General features: G+C 74.3%; 25 protein-coding genes and 2 tRNA genes. 13 read left to right on the top strand and 14 right to left on the bottom strand.

Annotated features, from left to right (window positions below):
• Positions 1 to 4 precede the first annotated feature (4 nt).
• A complete protein-coding gene (locus tag V6U77_RS02340) occupies positions 5 to 772 on the bottom strand; it encodes an SGNH/GDSL hydrolase family protein (protein ID WP_334604435.1) in 768 nt (255 codons plus the stop codon).
• Positions 773 to 1,197: 425 nt separating this feature from the next.
• Between V6U77_RS02340 and V6U77_RS02335 the strand changes: the two genes are divergently transcribed.
• The gene (locus V6U77_RS02335) at positions 1,198 to 1,569 is read left to right on the top strand and encodes a hypothetical protein (RefSeq protein ID WP_334604433.1); all 372 of its coding nucleotides are present in this window, start codon (positions 1,198 to 1,200) and stop codon (positions 1,567 to 1,569) included.
• The gene (locus V6U77_RS02330) at positions 1,566 to 2,057 is read left to right on the top strand and encodes a roadblock/LC7 domain-containing protein (RefSeq protein ID WP_334604432.1); all 492 of its coding nucleotides are present in this window, start codon (positions 1,566 to 1,568) and stop codon (positions 2,055 to 2,057) included. The genes V6U77_RS02335 and V6U77_RS02330 overlap by 4 nt, the downstream gene beginning before the upstream one ends.
• A 390-nt stretch (positions 2,058 to 2,447) precedes the next feature.
• Here the strand turns inward: V6U77_RS02330 and V6U77_RS02325 are convergent, their stop codons facing one another.
• Together V6U77_RS02325 and V6U77_RS02320 are read right to left on the bottom strand one after the other, a co-directional pair.
• Entirely contained in the window at positions 2,448 to 3,572 is a 1,125-nt protein-coding gene (locus V6U77_RS02325) for a hypothetical protein (protein ID WP_334604431.1), read from the bottom strand.
• A complete protein-coding gene (locus V6U77_RS02320; RefSeq protein ID WP_334604430.1) occupies positions 3,569 to 4,099 on the bottom strand; it encodes a SigE family RNA polymerase sigma factor in 531 nt (176 codons plus the stop codon). The genes V6U77_RS02325 and V6U77_RS02320 overlap by 4 nt, the downstream gene beginning before the upstream one ends.
• Positions 4,100 to 4,249: 150 nt before the next feature.
• On the opposite strand from V6U77_RS02320, the gene V6U77_RS02315 reads away from it, so the two are divergent.
• The 4 genes from V6U77_RS02315 (at position 4,250) to V6U77_RS02300 (ending at position 7,659) form a co-directional block, all read left to right on the top strand.
• Positions 4,250 to 6,019 carry a proline--tRNA ligase gene (locus tag V6U77_RS02315; protein WP_334604428.1) on the top strand — a complete coding sequence of 590 codons (1,770 nt, stop codon included), beginning with the start codon at positions 4,250 to 4,252 and terminating at the stop codon, positions 6,017 to 6,019.
• A 55-nt stretch (positions 6,020 to 6,074) separates the two neighbouring features.
• Positions 6,075 to 6,500 (top strand): CBS domain-containing protein, encoded by a 426-nt coding sequence (locus V6U77_RS02310; RefSeq protein WP_334604427.1) that lies wholly within the window; start codon positions 6,075 to 6,077, stop codon positions 6,498 to 6,500.
• Positions 6,501 to 6,574: 74 nt separating this feature from the next.
• On the top strand, positions 6,575 to 7,003 hold the full coding sequence (locus V6U77_RS02305; RefSeq protein WP_334604426.1) for a SufE family protein: 429 nt from the start codon (positions 6,575 to 6,577) through the stop codon (positions 7,001 to 7,003).
• 20 nt (positions 7,004 to 7,023) lie between these two features.
• Positions 7,024 to 7,659, top strand: a complete 636-nt coding sequence (locus V6U77_RS02300; protein ID WP_334604425.1) for a DsbA family oxidoreductase — start codon at positions 7,024 to 7,026, stop codon at positions 7,657 to 7,659.
• Between the two features lie 146 nt (positions 7,660 to 7,805).
• Here V6U77_RS02300 and V6U77_RS02295 read toward each other — a convergent pair whose 3' ends face one another.
• Entirely contained in the window at positions 7,806 to 8,354 is a 549-nt protein-coding gene (locus V6U77_RS02295; protein ID WP_334604729.1) for a YbaK/EbsC family protein, read from the bottom strand.
• A 150-nt stretch (positions 8,355 to 8,504) separates the two neighbouring features.
• Here V6U77_RS02295 and V6U77_RS02290 point away from each other — a divergent pair, with 150 nt between their 5' ends.
• A complete protein-coding gene (locus tag V6U77_RS02290) occupies positions 8,505 to 8,705 on the top strand; it encodes a hypothetical protein (protein ID WP_334604423.1) in 201 nt (66 codons plus the stop codon).
• 126 nt (positions 8,706 to 8,831) lie between these two features.
• Here V6U77_RS02290 and V6U77_RS02285 read toward each other — a convergent pair whose 3' ends face one another.
• From V6U77_RS02285 to V6U77_RS02275, 3 genes are all read right to left on the bottom strand, one after another.
• Positions 8,832 to 9,026 carry a hypothetical protein gene (locus tag V6U77_RS02285; protein WP_334604421.1) on the bottom strand — a complete coding sequence of 65 codons (195 nt, stop codon included), beginning with the start codon at positions 9,024 to 9,026 and terminating at the stop codon, positions 8,832 to 8,834.
• A gap of 37 nt (positions 9,027 to 9,063) precedes the next feature.
• The gene (locus V6U77_RS02280) at positions 9,064 to 9,849 is read right to left on the bottom strand and encodes an SDR family oxidoreductase (RefSeq protein WP_334604420.1); all 786 of its coding nucleotides are present in this window, start codon (positions 9,847 to 9,849) and stop codon (positions 9,064 to 9,066) included.
• Between the two features lie 187 nt (positions 9,850 to 10,036).
• On the bottom strand, positions 10,037 to 11,431 hold the full coding sequence (locus tag V6U77_RS02275; RefSeq protein ID WP_334604419.1) for an MFS transporter: 1,395 nt from the start codon (positions 11,429 to 11,431) through the stop codon (positions 10,037 to 10,039).
• Positions 11,432 to 11,775: 344 nt separating this feature from the next.
• Between V6U77_RS02275 and V6U77_RS02270 the strand changes: the two genes are divergently transcribed.
• Entirely contained in the window at positions 11,776 to 16,239 is a 4,464-nt protein-coding gene (locus V6U77_RS02270; protein WP_334604417.1) for a cation-translocating P-type ATPase, read from the top strand.
• A 74-nt stretch (positions 16,240 to 16,313) separates the two neighbouring features.
• The gene (locus V6U77_RS02265) at positions 16,314 to 17,117 is read left to right on the top strand and encodes an MBL fold metallo-hydrolase (protein ID WP_334604416.1); all 804 of its coding nucleotides are present in this window, start codon (positions 16,314 to 16,316) and stop codon (positions 17,115 to 17,117) included.
• A 111-nt stretch (positions 17,118 to 17,228) separates the two neighbouring features.
• On the opposite strand, the gene V6U77_RS02260 is transcribed toward V6U77_RS02265, so the two are convergent.
• Positions 17,229 to 17,648 carry a CBS domain-containing protein gene (locus tag V6U77_RS02260; protein ID WP_334604415.1) on the bottom strand — a complete coding sequence of 140 codons (420 nt, stop codon included), beginning with the start codon at positions 17,646 to 17,648 and terminating at the stop codon, positions 17,229 to 17,231.
• A 100-nt stretch (positions 17,649 to 17,748) separates the two neighbouring features.
• Positions 17,749 to 18,735 (bottom strand): L-threonylcarbamoyladenylate synthase, encoded by a 987-nt coding sequence (locus tag V6U77_RS02255; RefSeq protein ID WP_334604414.1) that lies wholly within the window; start codon positions 18,733 to 18,735, stop codon positions 17,749 to 17,751.
• An 82-nt stretch (positions 18,736 to 18,817) separates the two neighbouring features.
• Here V6U77_RS02255 and V6U77_RS02250 point away from each other — a divergent pair, with 82 nt between their 5' ends.
• The 4 genes from V6U77_RS02250 to V6U77_RS02235 all read left to right on the top strand — a co-directional run bounded on the left by V6U77_RS02250 (position 18,818) and on the right by V6U77_RS02235 (position 22,287).
• Positions 18,818 to 19,762 (top strand): RNA polymerase sigma-70 factor, encoded by a 945-nt coding sequence (locus V6U77_RS02250; RefSeq protein ID WP_334604413.1) that lies wholly within the window; start codon positions 18,818 to 18,820, stop codon positions 19,760 to 19,762.
• Positions 19,763 to 19,854: 92 nt separating this feature from the next.
• Positions 19,855 to 21,051: an NAD(P)/FAD-dependent oxidoreductase gene (locus V6U77_RS02245; protein ID WP_334604412.1), complete on the top strand. Its 1,197-nt coding sequence runs from the start codon at positions 19,855 to 19,857 to the stop codon at positions 21,049 to 21,051.
• Between the two features lie 104 nt (positions 21,052 to 21,155).
• Entirely contained in the window at positions 21,156 to 21,911 is a 756-nt protein-coding gene (locus V6U77_RS02240) for an HAD family hydrolase (RefSeq protein ID WP_334604410.1), read from the top strand.
• Positions 21,912 to 21,963: 52 nt separating this feature from the next.
• The gene (locus V6U77_RS02235) at positions 21,964 to 22,287 is read left to right on the top strand and encodes a hypothetical protein (protein WP_334604409.1); all 324 of its coding nucleotides are present in this window, start codon (positions 21,964 to 21,966) and stop codon (positions 22,285 to 22,287) included.
• A gap of 160 nt (positions 22,288 to 22,447) precedes the next feature.
• Here the strand turns inward: V6U77_RS02235 and V6U77_RS02230 are convergent, their stop codons facing one another.
• The 5 genes from V6U77_RS02230 to V6U77_RS02210 all read right to left on the bottom strand — a co-directional run bounded on the left by V6U77_RS02230 (position 22,448) and on the right by V6U77_RS02210 (position 24,577).
• The gene (locus V6U77_RS02230; protein ID WP_334604407.1) at positions 22,448 to 22,855 is read right to left on the bottom strand and encodes a hypothetical protein; all 408 of its coding nucleotides are present in this window, start codon (positions 22,853 to 22,855) and stop codon (positions 22,448 to 22,450) included.
• A gap of 219 nt (positions 22,856 to 23,074) precedes the next feature.
• Positions 23,075 to 23,150 (bottom strand) — tRNA-Ala (locus V6U77_RS02225).
• Positions 23,151 to 23,191: 41 nt separating this feature from the next.
• A complete protein-coding gene (locus V6U77_RS02220; protein ID WP_210834795.1) occupies positions 23,192 to 23,320 on the bottom strand; it encodes a DLW-39 family protein in 129 nt (42 codons plus the stop codon).
• Between the two features lie 42 nt (positions 23,321 to 23,362).
• Positions 23,363 to 23,436, bottom strand: a tRNA-Ile gene (locus tag V6U77_RS02215).
• A 223-nt stretch (positions 23,437 to 23,659) separates the two neighbouring features.
• Positions 23,660 to 24,577 (bottom strand): DUF3566 domain-containing protein, encoded by a 918-nt coding sequence (locus V6U77_RS02210; protein ID WP_334604405.1) that lies wholly within the window; start codon positions 24,575 to 24,577, stop codon positions 23,660 to 23,662.

Raw genomic sequence — 24,577 nt, 5'->3', positions numbered from 1 at the left:
GGTCTCAGTCGGCCATCGGGCCGAGCGACGGTCGCTTGGCGGTGACCGTGTCGCCGGAGGAGCGGCCGGTGAGCCGGCGCTTGATCCACGGCGCCAGGTGCCGCCCGGCCCAGCGCAGGTCGGCGGCGCGGGCGGCCAGCCAGGGCGTCGGCGCCGGGTGGGGCGGCACCATCAGCCACTCCTCGTCACAGCCGACGCCCAGCGCGTTGAGCACCTGAGCGGCGACCCGCCGGTGCCCGACCGCCGAGAGGTGCAGCCGGTCGGTGCTCCACAGCATCGGGTTGAGGTACGCGTCGTCGGCGTACAGGTCGACCAGGATGGCGCCGTGCCGCTCGGCGGTCTCGCCGACGGCCCGGTTGAGCAGTTGCACCCGGGGCGCGACGAGGCGCTGACCGGGCAGCCGGGCCATCACGTCGGCAAACCGGAAGAGGACCACGTCGGCGCCGCCGGAGCGCAGCCGCCGCACGACGTCGTCGAAGCGGGTGACCAGGGCCTCCGGGTCGAAGGCACGGCGGAGCACGTCGTTGCCACCGGCGGCGAAGCTGATCAGGTCGGGCTTCATGGCGAGCGCGGCGGGCACCTGCTCGGCCACCACGCCCGGGAAGAGCCGGCCCCGGATGGCCAGGTTCGCGTAGCGGAATTCGGGGCCGACCCCGGCGGCCAGGCGGGTCGCCACCATGTCCGCCCAGCCCCGGTAGCTGCCGTCCGGGTACGCGTCGTCCATGCCCTCGGTGAAGCTGTCCCCGACCGCCACGAAACTGCGCCAGCGCACCTGATCATCCCTCCGACGTGCGACGGGGAAGGGCGCCTCGTCATCGCTCGGCGGTGGAGGAAGGTCCCTTCCCGACGCGGGACAGTCTTCACCAGGAGAGCCGGGCGCGGGGGTGGCCGACGGACAAACGTGGCGGAGGTCATCGTGGACAGCGGAACCGGTCCTGCGAGGCGCCGGCCGGTGCCCGTCCGGGCCGAAACAGTCCACCGGTCCTGTCGGCCATCCGTCGGAGCGTTCCATTTGCGGGGACTGCCGGCCGGGCGGCACCCTCCGGACAGGTGGTTGGCGGGGCCACAGGGTGCGCGGAAGCCTCCGGTGTGCGAGCCTCGTCCAAACCCTTTTCACAAGGTCACACCACTTGTCACCGCCGGATCACCCGCTGCACCGCAGACGGCGACGCCGCCCGTAAGTCCTGGGAGAAACACGTGCCGAACCTCGACCTGGCACTGAAGACAGCGATGAGCATCGACGGCGCGATCGGCGCCGCACTCGTCGACTACAACAGTGGGATGACCCTCGGCGTGGCCGGAGGCACCGGGGAGATCGACCTGACGGTCGCCGCCGCCGGCAACACCGATGTCGTCCGCGCCAAGCTGCGCACCATCGAGATGCTCAACCTGAACGACGAGATCGAGGACATCCTCATCACGCTCGGCACCCAATACCACCTGATCCGCCCGGTGACCAGCCGCACCGGCAAGGGGCTCTTCCTCTACCTGATGGTGAGCAAGAGCCGCGCCAACCTGGCGATGGCACGCCACCAGCTGCGCAGCATCGAGGAGAACCTGGAGCTGTGAGCGGGATCGACGACACCGAGGCCCCCCTTCCGCGCCGCGCCGCACGGGGCACGGGAACCCTTCCGCCGCCCCGACCGCTGCCTCCGTCGCTCGCCGGGAACACGTCGCTGCCGTACGCGGCCATCGGGCAGGAGCTGGCGGAGTTGCGCCTGCAGATCCCCGGGGTGCACGGCAGCGTCGTCGGCGGCGTGGACGGTCTGCTCATCACCCACAACCTGCAGACCGACGTCGACCCGAACGACCTGGCGGCCCTCGCCGCCACCACGTTCGGGCTGGGGCGGCAGGTCGGGCTCCGGCTCGGGCAGGGCGACTTCCACCAGTCCACCGTCCGCAACGCCGGCGGCTACCTGAGCGTCTACGCCGTCAGCCCGCAGGCGCTGCTCGCGGTGGTCGGCGAGGACAGCATCAACGTGGCCCGGCTGCACCTGCACGCCCCACCGGTGGCGAGGCGGCTCGCCGCCCTGCTGGACCAGTCGACGCCGGCCTGACGGCGCTTCCGCTGCGGGGCGGGGCGGTCGGTCGCGGGGCGGACTTCTGCGGCACCCGCCGGAGTGGGCCGGCGGAACGCGAGCTCTCCAGCACCTGGCAGGCCGAACTCGACCAGGGCATCGCACAGCTCCAGCACCTGCGGGACGACCTGACCGACTGCATCGGGTGCGGCTGCCTGTCGATCGACCGCTGCCTCCTGCGCAACGCCGACGACCACCTGGGCGAGACCGGCCAGGGCGCCCGCCGCCTGCTCGGTCCGCGAGCCCCGTCGGACGACCGCCCCGGCGCCTCGCCCACGCCCTCGGGGGGCTGATCCGACCCGGAGCCGTCGCGTGCCATGACGCGACGGCTCCGGCGACAGGCGCCAGCCCGGGGAGCCGGTCGACGGCTCAGGGCACGTACGCCAGCAGCGCCATGTTCCGCAACGACGCGGGCTCGGCGACCGTGCCGCGCGGTGTGAAGGTGCTGTCCAACACGCTGATTCCGGTGGTCCGCTTGACGATCACCCGGTTGTCGACGGTGAACAGGATGCTGCGGATCGCATCCCGGCCCGGCAGCTCCACCACCTTGCTCGTGGTGGTGTCGACCACCGCGAAGCTGCCGTCCCTACGGGACGGATCGGTGCCCAGCCACCCGACCGCCACGTACCGGCCGTCCATCGACACGCTCTGGGCCCGCCAACCCTCCCAGCGCGCGGCCTCCTTCTTCGGCGGCGTGTAGCGGTACCGCCGCGACCGCGTCCCGTCGGTCACGAACGGCTCGTCCTCCACCTTCGCGGCCAGCCAGCCGCCATCGGCCGACCAGCACCGGTCGGTCTCCTGCCCCGCGTCACCGCCGACCCGCTTGTTGGTCGCCACGTCGAGCAGCACCGACTGCCCGCTGTTCTTCCGCACCATCAGCAGGTCGCCGCCCTGCCAGACCAGCGGCCTGGCGCCGAGGCAGTTGACGTCGTCCAGCAGCCTGGTCGCCCCCGGCTTCCCGATCGCGCCGGCCATGAGCACACCACTGGTGTCGCCGTCGGTGCTGTCCTGCACCCAGGCCACCCGCCTGCCGTCCGGCGAGACGGTGATGGTGTTCCACTCGCATCCTTGGGCGGCGTACGCGACCTGGTGGACGACCTGGTCGGTGCCGCCCCGGACGGCGTGGATCCGGGCTCTGGTGGACGTGGTCTCCAGGTAGTACCGGGTGCCGGCGAGAACGGATGAGGGCTTCGCCAGCGGGTTGGTCGGCGAGGCGCTGTTCGACGGCTTTGGGGTCGGAGTGGCCTCCACCGGGGGCCAACTGCCGGTGATCGACGGGCCGGCCGGCGCGGGTACGGGCGCCTGGCCGCTCGGCCGGACGGCGAGCACGGTCCCGGTCGCGGCAGCCATCAGCACCAGGGCGGCGGCGCAGGTCGCGACGGCCCGCTGGATGCCGATCCGGCGGGACGTACGCAGGGCCCGGTCCCGCAGATCGACCGGGGTGACCTCGTCGGCGAGGTCGGTGAGGTCGAGCCGGAGGCGATCGTCGTTCATCGGGCGCTTCCTTCCAGGACGTACAGCTCGGCGAGTTCCGGGGCGACGGTGCGCAGCTTGGCCAGGGCCTTGAAGGTCTGGCTCTTCACGGTGCCGGCGGTCACGCCGAGCAGTTCGGCGGCCTCGGCCTCGGTGCGGTCCTCGAAGAACCGTAGGACCAGCACGGCGCGCTGCTTGGCGGAGAGCTTCTGCAACGCGCCCCGCAAGGCGAGCCGGAGCGTGGTCTGGTGGGCGTGGTCGGGGGCCGAGTCGCCTCCGCGCGGCTCGGGCACATCGCCCGGCATCGACTCGGCCACCCGGCGGCGTCGCCACCAGGAAACCTGCAGGTGGTACATGGTCTTTCGGGTGTAGGCCTCGGCGTTCGCGCTGTGGTGCAGCCGGTTCCACGAGCGGTGGGTGCGGGCCAGGGCGGATTGGACGAGGTCCTCGGCGAGGTGCTGGTCGCCGGTGAGCAGGTACGCCGAACGCAGCAGCGCGGGCGTACGGGTCCGCACGAACGAGTCGAACTCAGTCAGGAGAGGGTCCACACGAGCCGATCCTTGGGGTAGGCGGTGCAACATCGTGACGCCCTCCCAGACGTCACCGTCATGCGGCAGGGTTGCCGTGGACGGCAGGTTCGGTGCGTCGCGGGAACAAATCGGATCGCCGGCCGCCGGTACCCGCCGTACGCTGCGCCAATGCTGCTACGCATGTCGACCCTGCTGCTCCGGACCCTGCGCGAGGACCCGGCCGACGCGGAGGTGCCGAGCCACCGGCTCCTGCTGCGGGCCGGCTACATCCGTCGCGCCGCACCGGGCGGCTACACCTGGCTGCCGCTGGGCAAGCTGGTGCTGGACCGGGTCACCGAGGTGGTCCGGCAGGAGATGACGGCGATCGGCGACCAGGAGGTGCACTTCCCGGCCCTGCTGCCGGCCGAGCCCTACCGGACCAGCGGCCGGTGGACCGAGTACGGCGACGACATCTTCACCCTCGCCGACCGGCGCGGCGCGGAGCACCTGCTGGCGCCCACCCACGAGGAACTGGCCGCGCTGCTGGTCAAGGACCTGTTCACCTCGTACCGGGACTTCCCGGTGACGCTCTTCCAGGTCCAGACGAAGTTCCGGGACGAGGCGCGGCCCCGCGCCGGGCTGCTGCGCGGGCGCGAGTTCCTGATGAAGGACGCCTACTCGTTCGACCTCGACGACGCGGGCCTCGCGGCGGCGTACGAGCGGCACCGGGGCGCGTACCGGCGGATCTTCGACCGGCTGGGGCTGCGGCACACGATCGTGCGGGCGACCTCCGGGGCGATGGGCGGCTCGGCGTCGGAGGAGTTCCTGGCGGCGACGCCCGTCGGCGAGGACACCTTCGTCGGCTGCAGCGCCTGCGACTACGCGGCCAACACCGAGGCGGTGACCACGCCCGCCCCGCCGGCCGGCGACCCCGACGCCCTACCGGCCGCGCAGGTGCACGACACCCCCGAGACCCCGACCATCGCCAGCCTGGTCGCGTTGGCCAACGCCCGGCGACTGGGCGACCGGGACGACTGGACCGCCGCCGACACCCTGAAGAACGTGGTGCTCGTCCTGCGTCGACCCGGCGCGGAGGCCAGCGAGTTGCTGGTGGTGGGGTTGCCCGGCGACCGCGAGATCGACCTGAAGCGACTCGGTGCGGCGGTCGCCCCGGCCACGGTGGACGTCTTCGACGGCTGGGACGCCCACCCCGAGCTGGTCCGGGGCTACATCGGACCGCAGGTCATGGCGAAGCTCGGCATCCGCTACCTGGTCGATCCCCGGGTGGTGCCGGGCAGCGCGTGGCTGACCGGCGCGAACGAGCCGGGCCGGCACGCGACGGGCGTGGTCTGCGGCCGGGACTTCGCACCGGACGGCACGATCGAGGCGGCCGAGGTCCGTCCCGGCGACCCCTGCCCGGCCTGCGGCACCGGCGAGCTGACCATGCGGCGGGGCATCGAGATCGGGCACATCTTCCAGCTCGGCCGCCGCTACACCGACGCGTTCTCCGTCGACGTACTCGGCCCCGCCGGCAAGCCCGTCCGGCCGACCATGGGCTGCTACGGGATCGGGGTGTCCCGCGCGGTCGCGGCGATCGCCGAACAGCACCACGACGAGCGGGGGCTCGTCTGGCCGGCGGCGGTCGCGCCGTGCGACGTACACCTGGTGGCCGCCGGGAAGGGGCCGCAGCTCGACGCGGCCCTGGAGCTCGGCGGGCGGCTCGCCGCCGCCGGCCTGCGGGTGCTCGTCGACGACCGGACCCACGTCTCCGCCGGGGTGAAGTTCACCGACGCCGAGCTGATCGGCATCCCGCGCGCCGTCGTGGTCGGTCGCCGTCTCGCCGAGGGGTACGTCGAACTACGCGACCGGGCCAGCGGCGAACGCCTCGAAGTTCCGCTCGACGAGGTGGCTGACCGGCTCGTCGATCGGGTACACCGGGAGCACGGGGACCTGGTGTAGCGCACGTGCCACGGGGTACCGCAGTCCGATCGACCAATGCGTTCTGGAGGCTCTCATGACCGGTTACCGGGTCAGCGACGTGATGACGAAGCAGGTCATCTACCTGCCGGCCGAGACCAACCTGGACGAGGCGGCCAGGGTGATGAAGGAGGCGGACATCGGCGACGTGGTGGTCACCGACGGCGCCACCCTCGCCGGCATGCTCACCGACCGGGACATCGTCGTCCGGGCGGTGGCCGAGTGCAGCGACCCGGCCACCACGACGATCGGCTCGATCATCACCCGCGAGGTGGTGATGATCGAACAGCACTCGACCGCCGCCGAGGCCGCCGCGCTGATGCGGGAGCGGGGCATCCGGCGGGTGCTGGTCTGCGACAGCGAGCGCAAGCTGGTCGGCATCGTCTCCCTGGGCGACCTCGCGATGCAGCTCGACCCCCACTCGGCGCTGAGCGACATCAGCGAGCAGGCGCCGACCGTCTGAGGTGCGGGGAAGGGCCCGTCCTGACGTCCCCGGTGGAGGAAGGGCCCTCTCCTGACGGCGGTAACCTCGGTGGCATGTCATCCATGCCGGCCAGGCTTTCCGAGATCGTCGACGAGTTCGCCGCCGCGCCCCGCGACGTGGTGCTGGAGATGCTGCTGGAGTACGCCGACGTCATCCCGCCGCTGCCCGCCGACTCCGCCGACCGGGAGGGCATGGAGCAGGTGCCGGAGTGCCAGACGTCGTTCTTCCTGCGCGCCCGGGTCACGCCGGAGAAGACCGTCGAGACCCTCTTCGACTGTCCGCCGGAGGCACCCACCACGCGCGCGTTCGCCGGCATCCTCGCCGAGGGGTTGGCCGGGGCGAGCGCGGACGAGGTGCTCGCCGTGCCCGACGACCTCTACCAGCGGATGGGACTGGCCCAGGCGATCAGCCCGCTGCGGGTGCGCGGCGGCACGGCCATCCTGGCCCGACTCAAGCGCCAGGTCCGGGAACAGACCAGCTAGCCGGAGGGTTGCCACCGCACATGGAGATCGAGATCTACGCCGACGTCGTGTGCCCCTGGTGCTACATCGGCAAGCGGCGGCTGGAGCAGGCCCTGGAGTCGTACGACGGCGAGGTGACCGTCCGCTACCGGCCGTTCCAGCTCGACCCGTCGCCGGTGCCGCAGCCGCGTCCGCTGGTCGACGCGATGGCCGCGAAGTTCGGCGGGCCGGACCGCGTCCGGCAGATGTTCGGTCAGGTGACCGAGGTGGCGGCCCAGGTCGGCCTGACGCTCGACTTCGACCGGGCGCTCGCCGCGAACACCTTCGACGCGCACCGCCTGGTCGCCTGGGCCACCGACCGGGGGCGCGCCGCCGAGACGGTCGACGCGCTCTACCGCGCCCACTTCACCGACGGCGTCGACGTGGGCTCCCGCGACGCGCTCGCCGGGCTCGCCGCAGAGGTGGGCCTGGACGCGGCCGAGGCCCGCCGCTTCCTCGACTCCGACGAGCGGACGGCGGAACTTGCCGACGAACTGGCCACCGCCCGGCAGATCGGAGTGACCAGCGTGCCCACCTTCGTGCTGGCCGGCAGGTACGCGGTCACCGGCGCCCAGGAGCCGGAGACGCTGCTCGCCGCCCTGGCCGAGGTAGACCGCCGCGAGGCCGAGGCCGGCTGAGCCACCTGCCCGCGACCGTGGCACGGCCCGCCGAGCCGACGTCGGCGCGGCCGGGTTCGCGGGCGACGCCCGCGAGATCACCCAGGGACCACGGACATCGACGCAGGTGATGTTTCACGTGCAACGGTATCGACGTCCGTAACCGTTCAGGCCGGCCTGGCCAGACCCTCCACCACGCGCGCGCCGGGCAGCGCGCCGAGCGCCGGCCCGGGCAGCGCGATCTTGCTGTGCCGTACGCCGGACCCGATGATCACGTGCGGGGCGGCGATCACCCGCGCGTCGACGAGGATCGGCCACTGCTCCGGCAGGCCGATCGGGGTGATGCCGCCGTACTCCATGCCGGTCAGCTCCACCGCCTCGGCCATCGGCGCGAAGCTCGCCTTGCGTACGTCGAGGGCGCGCCGGGCCACCCCGTTGACGTCGACGCGGGTGGTGGCGAGCACGACACAGGCCGCGTAGCGCACGACCCCCTCGCGCTTGCCGGCCACCACCACGCAGTTGGCCGACTCGTCCAGCCCCACCTCGTACGCGGCGCAGAAGGCGGCGGTGTCGGCCAACTCCGCGTCGATCGGCGCCACCAGCACGTCGCCCACGTCCACCGGCGCCTCGGCGGGCCACTGCCCGACCGCGGTGGCGACCGGCGGCGCCAGCAGGTCGAGCCGGCTGCGGGCAGGTTCGGTCTTCAGCGTCCCCATCACGCCTGCGATCCTCGCACCCGGCCACGCCCGGGGTCCCACCACACCGCCGACGGCCGAAACATCGCCGACAGGGGGTCACCCCTATCGATCCCGAAGACGGGTCTCCCCGGCGTGTGGGAGCGCGGGATGCCGGGTACCGGCGCCGACATGAGTGATCTTCCGCTGCACATCCTGACCGACGCCGGCTTCACCACCGACGAGGCGAACTCCGTCGTCGACCATCTCCTCAAGGGAGTCGACACCCACGACGGGAGGGGCGAGACCGACCGGATCGACGTCGAGTCGCTCCCGCCGGAGAAGAAGGCGGCCATCGACAAGTTCAACCTGGCCGTGGCCGCCGACTTCTGACCACCCGCAGCACCGGCCCCGTCCCGGACCGCCGGGACGGGGCCGGCCGCGGGCACCCGGGCCGGAACAGGCCGGGCACCCGGGTCGGAACAGGCCGGCCGCGACAGGAGGGCGCCACGGCACCGGTCAGCTGCCGGTGAGGAAGCCGTTCTCGCGCAGCAGCGCCCGATCCCGTACGGCGGCCAGTTCCTCCGCCCGCTCGGCCTGGACCCGACGCACCTCCATCTCCTCCAGGGCGTGGCGGACGGCGAGCCGGATCACGCCGTAGAGGAAGACGAAACCGGCGACGTACAGGATGACGGTGACGACCATGGCGAACATGGCGTCACGGTAGGCCGGACGTGAACGCGGGGACCGTTCATCTTGCGCCGGTTCCCCCGTACGTGTCGGCGAGGTGGTCCGCCCAGGTCCGGCTGCCCGTCGGGGTCGCCCCGGTCACCAGGCCGCCCGAGCGCAGGGCGCGGCCCAGCCTGCCGGGTATCCGCACCGGGAGCAGCGGGCGGCGGGACCGCCGGGCGGCCGTCCACGCGCGGGCCGCCTCGTCGAAGCGGAGCACCTGCGGGCCGCCGTACTCCTCGACGCCGCGCAGCGGGCCGGCGGTGAGCCGCCGCACCAGGCGGTCCGCCACCTCCCCCGGGTCCACCGGCTGGGCGAGCACGGCCGGGTCGCCGAGCACCGGCCCGAGTCGGCTCGCCCCGCGCAGCATCCCGTCGAGGAACTCCGGGAACTGGGTCGCCCGCAGCACCGTCCACGGCACCGTTCCGGCCGCCACGACCTGCTCGGCCGCGAGCTTGTGCCGGTAGTAGGGGATCGGCACCCGGTCCACCCCGACGATCGAGACGTAGACCAGGTGCCGTACGCCCGCCTCGCCGGCGGCGACGACCAGTCGGCGCGTGCCGAGCACGTCGACCCGGTGGGTCTGCCGCCCCCGGTTGGGCGCGGAGGCCAGGTGCAGGACGGCGTCCACGCCGGCCACCGCCTCGACCAGCCCTTCCCCGGTGGCCAGGTCGACCACCACCCACCGCACCGACGGGTCGGTACGCGCCCGCCGGCTCGTCGCCCGGACGTCCCAGCCCTCGGCGCCCAGCCGGGGCAGCACCACCCGCCCGAGCCGACCGCCCGCCCCGGTGACCAGCACCCGCATGGTTTTCCCCTCTCCGGCCGTCGCGCGTCCGCCGCGCGACAGTGGTGCAGACGGCGTGCGGCCCGCGCGTGTGACCGGCTGTGCGGCGCCTCACCGCACCAGGTCAGCCCGGTGGCCAGCCGGCCCGCCGGTGCCCCTCCCGCCACCACGGGGCCCGGATCCGCCCGCAGTCCAACGGCGGAGGCGGTCAGCCGACGCGGACCCCGGGCGCGCCGGGCACCACCCGGCCCGCGAGCACGACCCCGAGCACCGCCAGCCCGCAGGCCACCGCGAGCGTGCCCGCGTAGCTCCCCGGGCCGGGGGCCGCCCCGGCGGCGAGCACCGCGCCCGTCAGTGCCAGCACCGTCGCCGCGAAGAGCGAGTCGCCCAGCTGCAGCGAGGAGCTGTTGCGGCCCTGTTCGCCGGGGGCGGACAGCTCCAGCGTGAGCACCGACAACGAGGGGTAGAGCAGCCCCATCCCGAGACCGGCGCCGGCCCAGCCGAGCACCCCGACCCAGACCGGCACCGCCGGCGCGACCGCGAGCGTGACCACGGCCGTACCGACGGCGATGCAGGTCAGACCCGCCCTCGGCAGCGTGGCCCTAGAGCGCGGCGCCGCCATCCGCCCCTGCGCCCAGGAGCCCGCCGACCAGGCGAGCGCGCCGGTGGACAGGACCAGACCGGCGGCCGTCGGCGACAGGCCGCGCTCCCGGGAGAGCATCAGCGGGATCACCACCTCCGCGCCGACGAACGCGGCCGAGGCGAGGCCGCGCAGCCCGACCACCGTGGGCAGGCCCCGGCCGGCGCGCAGGAACCCGGCCGGCAGCAGCCGGGGTGCGCTGACCAGCAGCCCGACCAGTGCCAGGGCCACCAGCCCGACGGCGGCGGCGCCGCGCTGCTGCCCCCCGATGTGCAACAGTGCGGCGCTCACCCCCGCCCCGCACGCCCAGCCGATCCGGGCCGCGGCGCCGGACGGCAGCCCGGTCGCCGCGCTCGCGCCGATCGCCCGCAGCCCGGGATGGATCAGCAGTACCGCCGGCACCGCCACCGCCGGTACCGCCAGGAACACCCAGCGCCAGCCGAGGTGCTCCACGATCAGGCCGGCCAGCGCCGGCCCGACCAGCGACGGTACGACCCACGCGGCGGCGAACGCCGCGAAGATCCTTCGGTGCAGCGCCTCCGGGTACGCCTGCCCGACGATCACGTACAGCGCCACCGAGAGCAGGCCGGAGCCGAATCCCTGCACGATCCGGCCGGCGACCAGGACGCCCATGGTGGTGGCGCTGCCGGCGAGCACCAACCCCAGCACGAACCAGACGAGCCCGTGCCACATCGGCACCCGGGGTCCCCGGGAGTCGCACCAGATGCCGGAGGCCACCATGGCGAGCACACCGGCGGCGAACGGGCCCCCGAAGGCGATCCCGTAGAGGGCCAACCCGTCGAGGCTGCGGGCGACGGTCGGCATGGCGGTGCCCACCGCCAGCGCCTCGAAGGCGAGCAGCGAGATCAGCGCGACGCTGCCCACCGTCATCGCCCGCAGCCGGGGCGCGAGGAGTCCGGCCCCGCCGGCGACCGGGGTGGCCGGTGCCGCCGTGCCGGTCACCTCCGTCCCGCCCGCCGGGGCAGCCGCAGCGGCCGGCGGCGCGGGTACGACGGGTCCGCCCCGACGCGCAGCAGTTCGATCAGCATTCCGTCAGCCTCGGACCTCAACCCGGATTGAGGTCAAGCGTGACCCGCTCTCCCGGCCCCTCCTGGAACGCCCGGTACCGCCCTGGCCGGCGAGTGTGCTCCCGCCGGACGGGAAGAACTCCCTTCGCGCGGCGGGCATAACGGACGGTCCGCCGGGAAGCCAGGCCGCCGGAGCGCAGGCGTGGGAGGCGAGATGGCGTACGGCGGGAGCAGTAACAGCGAGGGGCCTGACCGGCGCCTGTCCGGTCGTACGCCTCGATGATCTCCCTGGGCCGCGCGGCCGGCCGGCTCCTTCCGCCAGTCGCGGTCCCGCAGGTCGTCGGCGAGGCGTCCCGCGGCGTCGGCGTCGCCGCGACCCGGCTGGCCCGGGCGGCCGGGCTGACCCGACGTCGGGTCTGGTCCCGCCCCGGCCGGCACCACATCGAGGTGCTCGGGGTCTGCCAGGACGGCGGCGACGTCCTGGCGCGGCAGGTCGAGGCGGCGCTGGAGCGGATGCCCGGCGTCGAGTGGGCCCGGGTCAACGCCCCGTCCGGCCGGGTGGTCGTCGCCGTCGGTACGCCGGAGCCGGCCCTGCGGGACCTCATCGCGACCGTCGCCCGCACCGAACGCACCTGCCCGCACGAGCCGGACCCGCAGATCCCGCCGCCGCACCCGCCCGAGGAGGGACCGCGCACGCCGCGCACCCTCGGCGCGCTGGCCTCCGACGCCCTGGGGCTCACCATCTCCGCCGCCACCCGGATCCTGCCGTTCGCGCCGGTGCCCGGGGAGGTCGCCGGGCTGCTCGGCGCGGTCGACCTGCATCCGAAGCTGCACGCGCTGGCGGACCGGGGGCTACGCGCCGATCCCCGCGCCGAACTGCTGTTCCCGCTCGCCGAGGCGGTGGTGCAGGGCCTCACGGGCAGCTGGACCGGGCTCGTGCTCGACGGCGCGCACCGGGTGGTGCAGTGGGGCGAGGCGCGCGCTCAGCTCCGCGCGTGGGCACAGGCCGAACCTCGGCTGACCGGGCATCCGGAGCGGGCCGCCGCCCCCGTGCCGAAGATCGAGCGCCCCCGGCCGAAGCCGGACGGCCCCGTCGAGAAGTACGTGTCCCGGACGCTCGACGCGGGCGCCGTCGCGGTGGCCGCCGCGACGCCGGTCGTGGGTTGGAAGCGGGCCGCCGCGCTGGGTCTCTCCGCGCTGCCGAAGGCCCCCGGCAGCGGACGCGAGGGGTACGCCGCGCAGCTCGGCCAGATCCTCGCCCGGCGCGGGGTGATCGCGATGGACCGCAACGTGCTGCGCGAACTCGACCGGATCGACACCCTGGTGCTGGACGCCGCCGTGCTCGGCTCCGACCGGGGCGTGCTGGCGGACCTGGCGCCGCTGGCCGGTGCGGACACCGGGCGGGTGGCGGCCCGGGCGTTCGCCCTCTTCGATCCCGCCGCGCCCCGGGAGCCACGGCACGCCGACGGCTGGCGGCTCGGGCCGCTGGACGCGCTGGACGTCGAGGATCCGGGCGACACCGCCGACAGCCGGCGGCTGCGCGACTCGGGCGGACTCCTGCTCGGCCTGGCCGACGGCGGCGCCCTCGCCGCCGTGCTGCGGGTCGAGCCGGAGCCGGCGCCGGGCGTCGACGCCCTGCCGGCCGCCGCCCGCCAGGCCGGTCTGCGGCTGGTCGTGGCCGGCGACGACGAGCGGCGGTACGACTTCGCCGACGCCCACCTGCCCGGCCGCGACCGGCTGGCCGAGTCCGTGCGGGAGCTGCAACGCGACGGGGCCGTGGTGATGGTGGTCTCCGGCGACCGCGCCGCGCTCGGCGCCGCCGACTGCGGCTTGGGGCTCTCCGCCGACGAGGACCTGCCGCCCTGGGGCGCGCACCTGCTGGTCGGCGCCGACCTGCGGGTGGCGGCGCTGGTGGTCGAGGCGGCCGGGGTGGCCCGCCGGATGGCACGGCAGAACATCGGCCTGGCCATGGCCGGCACCGGCCTCGGCGTCCTGGGGGCGCTCACCGCCCCGCCCGCGCGGCTGCCCGGCCGCGCCGTCTCGGCCGTGAACGGGGCGGCGGCGCTGGCCTTCGCCCACGGCGTCCTGCGGGCGCACCGGCTGCCCGGCAAGGCGGACTCCCCGGCGCCGGCCGTCACCGCCTGGCACCTGATGCCGTCCCCGACCGTGCTCGACCAGCTCGGCACCGGCCCGGACGGGCTCGCCACCGCAGAGGCCGAGCGCCGCCGGGGCGACCGGAGCGTACGGCCCCCCGGCCCGACGGGGCTGCTGCGTGCGTTCGTCGACGAACTGGCCAACCCGCTCACCCCCGTACTGGCCGTCGGGGCGGTGCTCTCGGCCACCTTCGGCTCGCCCGTCGACGCCGCCCTGGTCGGCGGAGTGGTCGGCGGGTCGGCGCTGCTCGGGGCGGTGCACCAGCACAACACCGAACGGTCGCTGGCCGAGCTGCTGTCCCGCTCGGCGGTCACCGCCCGCGTACGCCGCGACGGCGCGGAGCGGACGCTGCCGGCCGAGGAACTGGTGCCCGGGGACGTCATCGTCCTCGAATCGGGCGACGCCGTCCCGGCCGACTGCCGGGTGCTGGAGTCGGCCGGCCTGGAGATGGACGAGTCGTCGCTCACCGGGGAGTCGCTGCCGGTCGGCAAGACCGACCAGCCCGTCGTCGCCGCCGCCGTCGCCGACCGGCGGTCGATGCTCTACGAGGGCACCAGCGTCGCCGCCGGCCGCGGAACGGCGGTGGTGGTCGCGACCGGCGCCGAGACCGAGGCGGGACGGAGCCTGGCGATGGCCGGGCAGGCCCCGCCGGCCAGCGGCGTGGAGGCGAGGCTGGGCCGGTTGACCCGGGCGGCGATCCCGCTGGCCGCCGGCTCGGCGGTGGCGGTGGCCGGCGCGGGGCTGCTGCGGGGCGTACCCCTGGCCCAGACGGCGGCGACCGCCGCGAACCTGGCCGTCGCGTCCGTGCCGGAAGGGCTGCCGTTCCTGGTCAGCGCCGCCCAGCTGGCCGCCGCGCGACGGCTGGCGGAACACGGCGCGCTGGTCCGCAACCCGCGCACCATCGAGGCGCTCGGGCGGGTGGACGTGCTCTGCTTCGACAAGACCGGCACCCTGACCGAGGGGCAGCTGATGCTCGCCGGGGTCGGCGACGACGACCGGTACGCGCCGGTCGACCGGCTCGACGACGGCCTGCGCCTCACCCTCGCGGCCGCGCTGCGGGCCACCCCGGCCGCCGCCGACCCCCACGACCTGGCCCAGCAGACCGACCGCGCCGTCCGGTCCGGCGCCGAGGCGGCGGGGGTGACCGAGCGGACCGGCACGCCGGCATGGGAACCGGTCGGCGGCCTTCCCTTCGAGCCGTCGCGTGGCTACCACGCCACCGTCGGCCGCGCCGGGGACCGGCTGCTGCTCAGCGTGAAGGGGGCGCCGGAGTCGGTGCTTCCGCGCTGCGCGGGCCGGCGTACGCCGCAGGGACACGACGAGCCGCTCGACGACGAGGGGCGCGCCGGGCTGCACGCCGGGCTCGCCGACCGGGCGGGGGCGGGGCACCGGATCCTCGCCGTGGCGGAGTGCCGGGTCTCCTCGCCGGAGGTCACGGACGAGCAGGTGCACGACCTGACCTTCGTGGGCTTCCTGGCCTTCGCCGACGGGGTACGCGAGAGCGCCGCCCCCGCCGTGCGCCGGATCCGGCAGGCCGGCGTGCACACCATCATGATCACCGGTGACCATCCGGCGACCGCCGGGGCGATCGCCGCCACCATCAGCGACCACGAGGACCAGCGGGTCGTCACCGCGACGGAACTCGACCAGCTCGACGACGAGGCCCTCGCCGCACGGCTCGCCGTCACGGACGTGGTGGCCCGGTGCACCCCGGCGCACAAGGTGCGCATCATCCAGGCGTTGCAGAGGTGCGGGCGTACGGTGGCGATGACCGGCGACGGCGCCAACGACGCCGCGGCCATCCGGCTGGCCGACGTGGGCATCGCCCTCGGTCAGCGGGGCACCCCGGCGGCCCGGGCGGCGGCCGACCTGGTGGTCACCGACGACCGGCTGGAGACCATCATCGCCACCCTGGTCGAGGGCCGGGCGATGTGGTCCTCCGTACGCCACGCGCTCAGCATCCTGGTCGGCGGGAACCTGGGCGAGATCGCGTTCAGCGTGCTGACCGCCGCCGCGACCGGCCGCTCGGCGCTCACCGGCCGGCAGTTGCTCCTGGTCAACCTGCTCACCGACCTGGCGCCGGCGTTGGCGATCGCGGTCCGGCCGCCCGGCGCGGACCACGCCGACGGCCTGCTCCGGGAGGGCCCCGACACCTCGCTGGGCGAGACGATGACCCGGGAGATCGGGCTGCGTGCCGCCGCCACGACGCTGGGCGCCACCGCCGGCTGGACGTTGGCCCGCTACACCGGGCGACGCAGGCGTGCGGGCACCGTCGCGCTGGTCTCGCTGGTCGGCACCCAGCTCGGACAGACGGTGCTGGCCGGCGGCACCAGCCCCGCGGTGCTGGCCTCCACCGCCGCGTCGCTCGGGGTGCTGGTGGGGGTCGTCCAGACTCCGGGGGTCAGCCAGTTCTTCGGGTGCACGCCGCTCGGCCCGGTCGGCTGGACGATCGCGACGGGCTCCGCGCTGGGTGCCACCTTCGCCAACGGCGCGCTCACCCGCCTGGTGGGGCACCTGCCGCCGGTGGCGGACCGCTCCGACTCCGGCGAGGGGACACCGACGGACCGCTCGGGCTCCGAGGCGGGTTAGGGGAGGCTCGCCGTGCCCGGACGTCGATCTGCATGGCCGCGCCGATCACGGGTAGGGCTACGGGCGGAGGTGGCATGTTGACGACGCAGCCGGAGGTCACGTTCATCGGTACCGCCACCACGGTGCTGCGGATCGGCGGGTTCACCCTGCTGACCGACCCGAACTTCCTGCACCGGGGCCAGCGCGCGTACCTGGGCAAGGGGCTCTGGTCGCGACGACGCACGGATCCGGCGCTGCGGATCGCCCAACTGCCGTCGCTGGACGCGGTCGTCCTCTCCCACCTGCACGGCGACCACTTCGACCGCGTGGCCCGCCGGGAACTCGACCGGGAGCTGCCGATCGTCACCACCCCGGCCGCCGAACGGAAGCTGCGCCGCTGGGGCTTCCGGGCCGCCGAGGGGCTGCCCACCTGGAGCTCCCGCGAGCTGCGCCGCGACGGCGAGACGCTGCGGCTGACCTCGGTGCCGGGCAGGCACGGGCCGGGCGCACTGGACCTGCTGATGCCCGACGTGATGGGCACGATGATCGACCTGGAACGCGACGGCAGCCGCGAATTCCGCCTCTACGTCACCGGCGACACACTGAACCGGCCGATGCTGGCCGAGATCCCCGAGCGGTACCCGGACATCGACGCGATGCTGATCCACCTGGGCGGCACCCGGATCGCCGGCATCCTGCTCACCATGGACGCCCGGCAGGGCGCCGACCTGGTCGAGCTGGTCCGCCCCAGGCTCACCGTGCCGATCCACTACGACGACTATCCGGTGTTCCGCTCGCCGCTGGGCCACTTCGTGGCGGAGGCCCGGCGGCGTGGCTTCGCCGGGAGCGTCCGCACCATCGCCCGCGGCGAGACCGTCCCGCTCACCCCGCCGGACTGAGCCGTCGGCCCGCCCGTCCCCACCGGGGCGGGCAGGTCCCGCCGGGTTCCCGCGTACGTCGATCGCCGCCTCCCGGCCGGGCCGGAGGGCGGCGATCGTCGTGACGTGCGGTCAGGCGCGCTCGGAGATGGCCTCGATGAGGTCGCCCACCGGGCGCTCGGGCAGGGAGCGGGCCACGTCGGCGACGGCCACGATGCCGACGAGCTCGTGCCCGTCGATCACCGGCAGCCGGCGCACCTTGTGCTCGCTCATGGTCCGCAGGATCTCGGCCGCGTCGTCGTCCGCGCCGATCGTCACCGCCTCGCCCTGGGCCAGCTCACCAGCCGTGACCCGGCCCGGGTCCCGGCCCTCGGCGAGCACCTTGACCACGATGTCGCGGTCGGTCAGCATGCCCTTGAGCCGGTTGTCGTCCCCGCAGATCGGCAGCGAGCCCACGCCCAACTGCGCCATCTGCCTGGCGGCCGTCTTGAGGTCGTCCTGCTCACGGATGCAGGTCACGTCGTTCGTCATGATCTCGCGTGCGGTCGGCATTGGCATGACACCTCACTTCCGGGGGGTTGTTGTCGTTTCTCCTACCCCCGCCGTCCCGGCCCATGCACCGTGCGGCCCACCACCGGGGGCCGCGCCAGCCTCAGCCCGCCGGCCGCCAGGTCGCCGCGGCACGGCGCAGCCGATCGTTGATCGCGCGGCCGACCCCCGCCTCGGGGACCGGCTCGACCACGATCTCGCCGACCCCGGTGGCGTCCAGGTCGTGCAGCGCGTCGAACAGCCGCGCGGCGGCCTCGGTCAGGTCACCGGCGGCGGAGAGCACCTCCACGGCAGCCCAGTCGCCCGCCGGCGGCTCCCGGAAGGCCAGGAAGCCGCGCCGGACCCCGTCGGCCGCCGACGGCTCGCCGCCCGTCGCCAGCCGCAACGGCGTACGCGGGGCGTAGTGCGCCGCCAACGTGCCGGGCGCGACCGGCTGTCCGGAGCTGCCCGGACGTACGGTCACCGGGCCGGCGGCCTCCTCGAGCGCCTCCAGCGCCAGCGCCCCGAGGCGCAACACGACCGGCCGACCGGCCCGGGCGTCCACGATGGTCGACTCGATGCCGCACCGCGTCGGCCCGCCGTCGAGCACCACGTCCACGGCGGCGCCCAGGCCCCGCACCACGTGCTCGGCCCGGGTGGGGCTGAGCTGGCCGAACCGGTTGGCGCTCGGCGCGGCCACCGGCACCCCGGCCTCGGCGATCAGCGCCCGCGCGTACGCGTTGTCCGGCACCCGGACCGCCATCGTCGCCAGCCCGGACGTGACGATCGGCGGGATGGCGGCCGGCCGGTCCACGATCAGCGTCAGCGGCCCCGGCCAGAAACGCTCCGCCAGCGCCGCCACCGCCGGCGGGACCGCCCCGATAAGCTTCTCCAGCTCGCCCGCGTCGGGGAGATGCGTGATCAGCGGATCGAAACTGGGCCGCGCCTTCGCCTCGAAGATCCGGGCGGCCGCGCGGGCGTCCAGCGCGTTCGCCCCGAGCCCGTAGACGGTCTCGGTGGGAAAGGCCACCAACCCGCCGGTACGCAGGACGGCGGCGGCCTCGGCGATGCCGCTGTCGGCCGGGAGCACGCGCGGGGATCCGGTTGTCACACCTGCGACGCTAACCTGCCGGATTCGGCGTCGGATCGGCGGTGGCCCGGATCCGGTTGTGCCGCGAGCCTAGGATCGGGCCATGTCGTCGACCGCGAACGACGTCGAGCGGTTCGAGGCCACCAGGCCCCGCCTGGAAGCCATCGCCTATCGCCTTCTCGGCTCCGCCACCGAAGCCGAGGACGCCGTGCAGGAGACGTTCCTGCGCTGGCAGGCCGCCGACGTCGAGCGCATCGAGGTCCCCGAGGCCTGGCTGACGAAGGTCCTCACCAACCTGTGCCTCAACCAGCTCACCTCCGCACGGGCGCGCCGCGAGACCTACGTGGGCCAGTGGCTTCCCGAGCCGCTGCTCGCCGGGGACCCGATGCTCGGCCCGGCCGAGACCGCCGAGCAGCGCGAATCGGTCTCGTACGCGGTCCTCACCCTGCTGGAGCGTCTCGCCCCCGGCGAGCGGGCGGTGTACGTGCTGCGGGAGGCATTCGGCTACCCGCACCGCGAGATCGCCGCGATCCTCGACATCACCGAGGCGGCCAGCCAGCAGCTCCTGCACCGGGCCAGGAAGCACGTCGCGGACGGCAGGGCCCGTACCGAGATCGACGCGGCCGCCGCCCGGCGGGTCGTGGAGGAGTTCCTGGCGGCCGCCACCGGCGGCCGGGTGGAGCCGCTCGTACGCCTGCTCACCGAGGACGCCATCGCGGTCGGCGACGGCGGCGGGAAGGTCCCGGCCCGCGCCAGGGCGTTCGAGGGCGCCGTCGCGGTCGCGAAGTTCCTGTGGGGGCTGTTCAGGCCCGGCAAGGCCAAGCGCGCCCTGGTCGGCGGCACGCCCGAGGTCCACGCCTGGACGGCCAACGGCGACCCCGCCGTCGTGGCCGTCATCGACGGCCGGGTCGTCGGGATCATGTGCCTGGAGGTCACCGCCGAGGGCATCGCCGCGCTGCGTGCCCAGGGCAACCCCGACAAGCTCGAACGGGCCACCGCGCAGTGGGCCGCCACCGACCACGGCGAGCCCCTGTTCCACGCCTTCTGAGCATCATGTGACGTGCTTCACGTGCGAGTCCTGTCAGGAAACGGCGGGCCACCCGGTTCAGGTGGCGACCCGCGCGAGACAGGAGATTGGACATGCCGCACCGCATCGTCGTCCTCGGAGCCGGCTACACCGGAGCCATCGCCGCCGGCCGCCTCGCCAGGCGGCTCCACCGGAAGGACGTGACCATCACCCTCGTCGACAAGGAGGCCGACTTCGTCGAACGCGTCCGCATGCACCAACTGGCGGCCGGTCAGGACCTCAAGCCCCGGCCACTGCGTGAGATGTTCGCGGGCACCGGCGTCGGGCTGAGGCTCGCGAAGGTCACCGGCGTCGACGTCGACCGCAGGACCGTCGCCGTCACCGGCGCGCACGGCGCCGAGGAACTCGCCTACGACACGCTCGTCTACGCCCTCGGCAGCGGTTGGGACCCGCAGGGCGTCCCGGGCACCGCCGAGTACGCCGACGAGATCTCCAGCCGTCCCGGAGCACTCCGGCTACGCGAGCGCCTGGCCCGCCTCGACGCCGGGCGTACCGTGCTCGTCGTCGGCGGCGGCCTCACCGGCCTGGAGGCCGTGACGGAGATCGCGGAGGCCCGCCCGGACCTCGACGTCGCCCTCGCCACGCGTGGCGGTCTCGGCGACTGGCTCTCCCGGCGGGGCCGCGGTCACCTGCGGAAGGTCTTCGACAAGCTCGGCATCACCGCGTACGAGCACGCCACCGTCACCGGCGTCGGAGCCGACCGCGTCACCACCGCCGACGGCAGGACCATCCCGGCGGCGGTCACCGTGTGGACCACCGGCTTCGCGGTCCACCCGATCGCGGGGGCGACCGCCCTGGAGGTGACCGGCTCCGGCCAGATCGTGGTCGACGCGACCATGCGATCGGTCTCGCACCCGGACGTCTACGCCGTCGGCGACGCCGCCATGGTCATGGGCCCCGGCGACAAGCCGCTGAGGATGTCGTGCGCCTCGGGAGTTCCGACCGCCTGGCACGCCGCCGACGCGATCGCGGCGCGCCTGGCCGGGGGCAAGCTCCCGACCGGCCGGATCCGCTACGTCAACCAGTGCATCTCGCTCGGCCGCGGGGAGGGCCTGATCCAGTACGTCACCGCCGACGACCGCGCCCTGCGGGCGGCCCTGACCGGGCGCCTCGCGGCCGTCTACAAGGAGTTGGTCTGCAGGGGCGCAGCCTGGGGCGTCGCCAACCCGACGCTCGGGCTGCCCACCCGACGCCGCCGCGTCACCCGGAGCCGCACGACGGCGGGCCCGACCGTCGACGCGCTGGCGTAGCGCGACCCTTCCGGGCAGCCCGACCAGGGCGAGGGGGCTCCTGCGGTCAGTTCCCTGGACCGTGGTCCCCCTCGTCTGCCGCCCCGGTGCGCGAGGATGGCGGCATGCTTCGTACCCCTCGGGCTCTCCTGCTGGACTTCGGCGGCGTCCTGGCCGACGCGCCACCCCCACCGCCGGCCGCACCGGGGCTGGTGCGACGGCTTGCCGAGGTCGTCGACGGCGCCGTGCCGGACGAGCAGATCGCCCGGGACCTCGGCGAGGGCGCCCGCGCGTACGCCCTGTGGCGCGACGACGTGGGCAGGACGGGCGACCCCGTCGAGCTGCCGCACGCCCAGGTGTGGGCCGACTTCGTGACCCGGTCCTGGCCGCGCGAGGCCCGCGACGCCGTCGAGCGGGAGGCGACGCCGCTCGCGTACGCCTGGACCTGGCGTGAGACGTGGGCGGTGCGGCCCGGCATCCCGGAGGCCCTGCGCCACGCCGCCGACGCCGGCCTGCCGATGGCGGTCGTCAGCAACACGCTCTGCGGCGCCGCCCACCGGGACTTCCTCGCCGCCGCGGGGCTCTCCGGGCTGTTCGGGGCCGAGTTCTACAGCGACGAGGCCGGGCCCCGGAAGCCGAACCCGGAACTGGCGCTGCTGGCGGCCCGCGCCATCACGGTGCCGATCGGCGACTGCTGGTTCGTCGGCGACACCGTGCACCGGGACGTCGTCTGCGCGCGTCGCGCCGGCGCGGGTGCCGCCATCCTCATGCGTTCATCCCGGACCGACCGGGAGGCGGCCCTGCCCGGAGTCGAGCCGGACGCGCGGATCGAGGACGGCCACGGGCTCCTCGCGCTGCTGCGGGAACACGCCCGTCCGTGACCACCGGTTCCCGCCTGGTTGTCGACCAGGTCCTCGGGGTAGAGGCAGATCCATGGACCCCCGGGACTTGTTCCAGGTGCTGTTGGGTGTCGGCGGCCTGCTCCTGGCCAGCTACGGTGTTCGTCTACTGATGACCCGACGGATGTCGCCTCTCGTCCTGAGGACGTGGCGGCGGCCGATCGACGCGGGGATGTTCTTCCTGTGCGGTGGGCTCTCCTTCTTGTTGCTCGCGGCGGGGTACCTCGGCCGCCTGAGCGGAGTGTTCGGCCCCGCCACGGGGTGGACGCTGGCGGCGCTGGCGATCGCGTTCCTCGCCCTCAGCGTCGTCAGGTACCGGCCACGTGGCAGCAGACACGGCGCACCCGACGTGACGTAGCCGGGCTCCTACGGCATCGGCCTCCGACCTGCCTTGCAAAGATCAAGACTGCTGTCGGCTGGAGTCGACGGGCGTAGCTGACCTGCTCGGCTTGTCGGTGGCCGTCGCCCGTCACCCTCGCATGTCGGCCGGCTTGGCTGTACGGATGGCTGTATAGCCGTCAGTGCTCGCGGTCGCTCCTGGCGTGCTTGCGTTGCTCGTCAAGCCGCCGCAACCTACGGAGGTACTGCCCGGCGTAGGACCGCTGCGCATCGTCCAGCGCCTGCTCGTCCGGGTCCGCGAACGCTTCGTAGTACGCGACCTCAGACGGGTCGTGGTCCTGCTCGATCAGCCGACCGAGCGCCTGGGCGTCATGAGCCAGCGGCGATCTCTTCGCCATCTCTTCGCGCCAGATGTGCCCGCTGCTGTCGTCTTGCACGTGGGGAATGGTAAGGCCGACCAGTTTCGGCAGCTTCAGCTTGGCAGGACGAAGCTGCCCAGTTCGTCCCGAACGCCGGCAGGGCGCACCTTCGGCTGTCAGCCGTTGCCGTCTGGTGCCGCTCAGCGTGACCTTCATGCCGGCCAGCACGTGATGTCGTCAGCGGCTGGCGGCCGTTTCGCTGCCTTCGTGTTCGCCAGCACGATCGGCACCCCGATGGAGCCGCGGAACGTGAACCGGCGCTTCGAGCAGCTCCGCGCGACGGCGCGGGCTCGCCAGGCTGCCTCGGCCATCGACCGGATCCTTGGCGAGGGGGGACGGCGTGACCGCTTGGCTGTACTCAGGGTCGAGATCAACCGAGGAAAGTGCTGGTGGAGCCCAGGGGACTCGAACCCCTAACCCCTGCCTTGCAAAGGCAGTGCTCTGCCAGTTGAGCTAGGGCCCCCGGGGCGGACGACGCCGCCGGTGCCGGCAGTGCCAGCGGGATCAGCGCAGGTCGGGCGCGGTGGTCGCCTCGTGCCACAGGGCGCGCTCGTCGTTGGAAGCCTTGACCTTCCTGGCCACCACGGCTGCCACACCGACGACGCCGGCCAGGATCAGGAGCTTCTTGAACATGGTGCCTACCCTCGCGCTCGACTGCCGTCGGACGATGTGCGGTGGGGCTAGCTGGAATCGAACCAGCGACCTCAGAGTTATCAGCTCTGCGCTCTAACCGACTGAGCTATAGCCCCGCGTGGCGACGAGCAAGGTTAACCCATCCGTCCGCCCGGCCCCAAATCGGGGGCCGTCGCGGTGTCCGGGCGCCTGCCGTCGCCTCTGAACCTACCGGAGGCCACCCGCGCGGCCCAGCCGATTACGGCGCCCGTACGCCCGCTCAGGGCGCCCGGTGACCTGCCGTGGAACGCACGGAAGCCGGGGCTCCGCGCTCGGCGGTGCCCCGGCTTCCGAGGTGATTCAGTCGCGCTCGGCGAGGGTCAGCTCGATGCCGCCGACCAGGTCCGCGCAGACGTTGTAGACGAACGCCCCGAGCGTGGCGAGCGCCGTGAACAGCACGACGTTGACCAGACCGATCAGCGCCGAGCTGAGGATCACGCCCTTGGCGGTGATCTGGAAGCCGCTGGTGCTCTGGCCGCCGCCCGCGCTGACCAGGTCGGTCAGGCTGTCGTTGACGCTGGTGAACACGCCCATCGCGTCGAGGGCCAGGTAGAGCACCGAGGTGGCCACCACGACGACGATGAAGAGCACCACCGAGACCGCGAACGCGAACTTCATGACGGACCAGGGGTCGATCCGCTTGAGGTTCAGCCGGGCCCGGCGCGGTCCGCGCGAGGCGGCCGAGCTGACCGACGTACGCGCGGCGCGTACCGCGTCACCCACGCGTGCCGCCCCGACGGCTGCGGCGCCGCTGATCGACGGCGGCAGACCGCCCCCGTTGGCGGGGCGGCCGGCACCGGTCGGGCGGGTGCCCTCCGACTGCGGCTTCGCGGTGCCCGTGACGCGGGGTTGGGTGCCGGTGGCACCGGCACCGGTGATCCGCGGCTGTGTCCCGGTGCTGCCGGTCGACTGGCCGGCACCGACCCTCAGCGGCTGGGTCGTCGTCGGTGCGGCGGCGGCCGGCTTGGCGGCGGGGGCCGGCTTGTCGCCCCCCACCGCCTCGGTCCTGTCCGCCGCGTCCCCGTCCTCCGAGGGCTTGTCCGGAGGCGGTGTCATTCCGGGAGCCCGGGTGAATTTCGGGGCAGGCGCGTCGGCGGGGACGGTGGCCCGACCCACGGCCGCGCGGCCGGTCGCTGGTGTGCCGCTCTTCGCGGCCTCCTCGTCGACCGGGGTGGCCGAGGTCCCCGTGTTCCCCGACTTCGCCTGTGTCTCCGTCAT

Origin of the sequence: Micromonospora sp. CPCC 205546 (assembly GCF_036902715.1) — a bacterium.
In the GTDB taxonomy this organism is placed as follows: Bacteria; Actinomycetota; Actinomycetes; order Mycobacteriales; family Micromonosporaceae; genus Micromonospora.
Note: the sequence above shows the minus strand (reverse complement) of the source record. Positions and strands in the feature narration are given on the sequence as shown.

Bases quoted from the DNA above. Each gene is read 5' to 3' on its own strand.
- V6U77_RS02245 (WP_334604412.1), top strand. From the start codon at position 19,855: ATGCCGCACCGCATCGTCGTCCTCGGAGCCGGCTACACCGGAGCCATC.
- V6U77_RS02290 (WP_334604423.1), top strand. From the start codon at position 8,505: ATGAGTGATCTTCCGCTGCACATCCTGACCGACGCCGGCTTCACCACC.
- V6U77_RS02260 (WP_334604415.1), bottom strand. From the start codon at position 17,648: ATGCCGACCGCACGCGAGATCATGACGAACGACGTGACCTGCATCCGT.
- V6U77_RS02300 (WP_334604425.1), top strand. From the start codon at position 7,024: ATGGAGATCGAGATCTACGCCGACGTCGTGTGCCCCTGGTGCTACATC.
- V6U77_RS02285 (WP_334604421.1), bottom strand. From the start codon at position 9,026: ATGTTCGCCATGGTCGTCACCGTCATCCTGTACGTCGCCGGTTTCGTC.
- V6U77_RS02235 (WP_334604409.1), top strand. From the start codon at position 21,964: ATGGACCCCCGGGACTTGTTCCAGGTGCTGTTGGGTGTCGGCGGCCTG.
- V6U77_RS02265 (WP_334604416.1), top strand. From the start codon at position 16,314: ATGTTGACGACGCAGCCGGAGGTCACGTTCATCGGTACCGCCACCACG.
- V6U77_RS02280 (WP_334604420.1), bottom strand. From the start codon at position 9,849: ATGCGGGTGCTGGTCACCGGGGCGGGCGGTCGGCTCGGGCGGGTGGTG.
- V6U77_RS02310 (WP_334604427.1), top strand. From the start codon at position 6,075: ATGACCGGTTACCGGGTCAGCGACGTGATGACGAAGCAGGTCATCTAC.
- V6U77_RS02295 (WP_334604729.1), bottom strand. From the start codon at position 8,354: ATGGGGACGCTGAAGACCGAACCTGCCCGCAGCCGGCTCGACCTGCTG.
- V6U77_RS02210 (WP_334604405.1), bottom strand. From the start codon at position 24,577: ATGACGGAGACACAGGCGAAGTCGGGGAACACGGGGACCTCGGCCACC.
- V6U77_RS02325 (WP_334604431.1), bottom strand. From the start codon at position 3,572: ATGAACGACGATCGCCTCCGGCTCGACCTCACCGACCTCGCCGACGAG.
- V6U77_RS02315 (WP_334604428.1), top strand. From the start codon at position 4,250: ATGCTGCTACGCATGTCGACCCTGCTGCTCCGGACCCTGCGCGAGGAC.
- V6U77_RS02305 (WP_334604426.1), top strand. From the start codon at position 6,575: ATGTCATCCATGCCGGCCAGGCTTTCCGAGATCGTCGACGAGTTCGCC.
- V6U77_RS02270 (WP_334604417.1), top strand. From the start codon at position 11,776: ATGATCTCCCTGGGCCGCGCGGCCGGCCGGCTCCTTCCGCCAGTCGCG.
- V6U77_RS02220 (WP_210834795.1), bottom strand. From the start codon at position 23,320: ATGTTCAAGAAGCTCCTGATCCTGGCCGGCGTCGTCGGTGTGGCAGCC.
- V6U77_RS02250 (WP_334604413.1), top strand. From the start codon at position 18,818: ATGTCGTCGACCGCGAACGACGTCGAGCGGTTCGAGGCCACCAGGCCC.
- V6U77_RS02240 (WP_334604410.1), top strand. From the start codon at position 21,156: ATGCTTCGTACCCCTCGGGCTCTCCTGCTGGACTTCGGCGGCGTCCTG.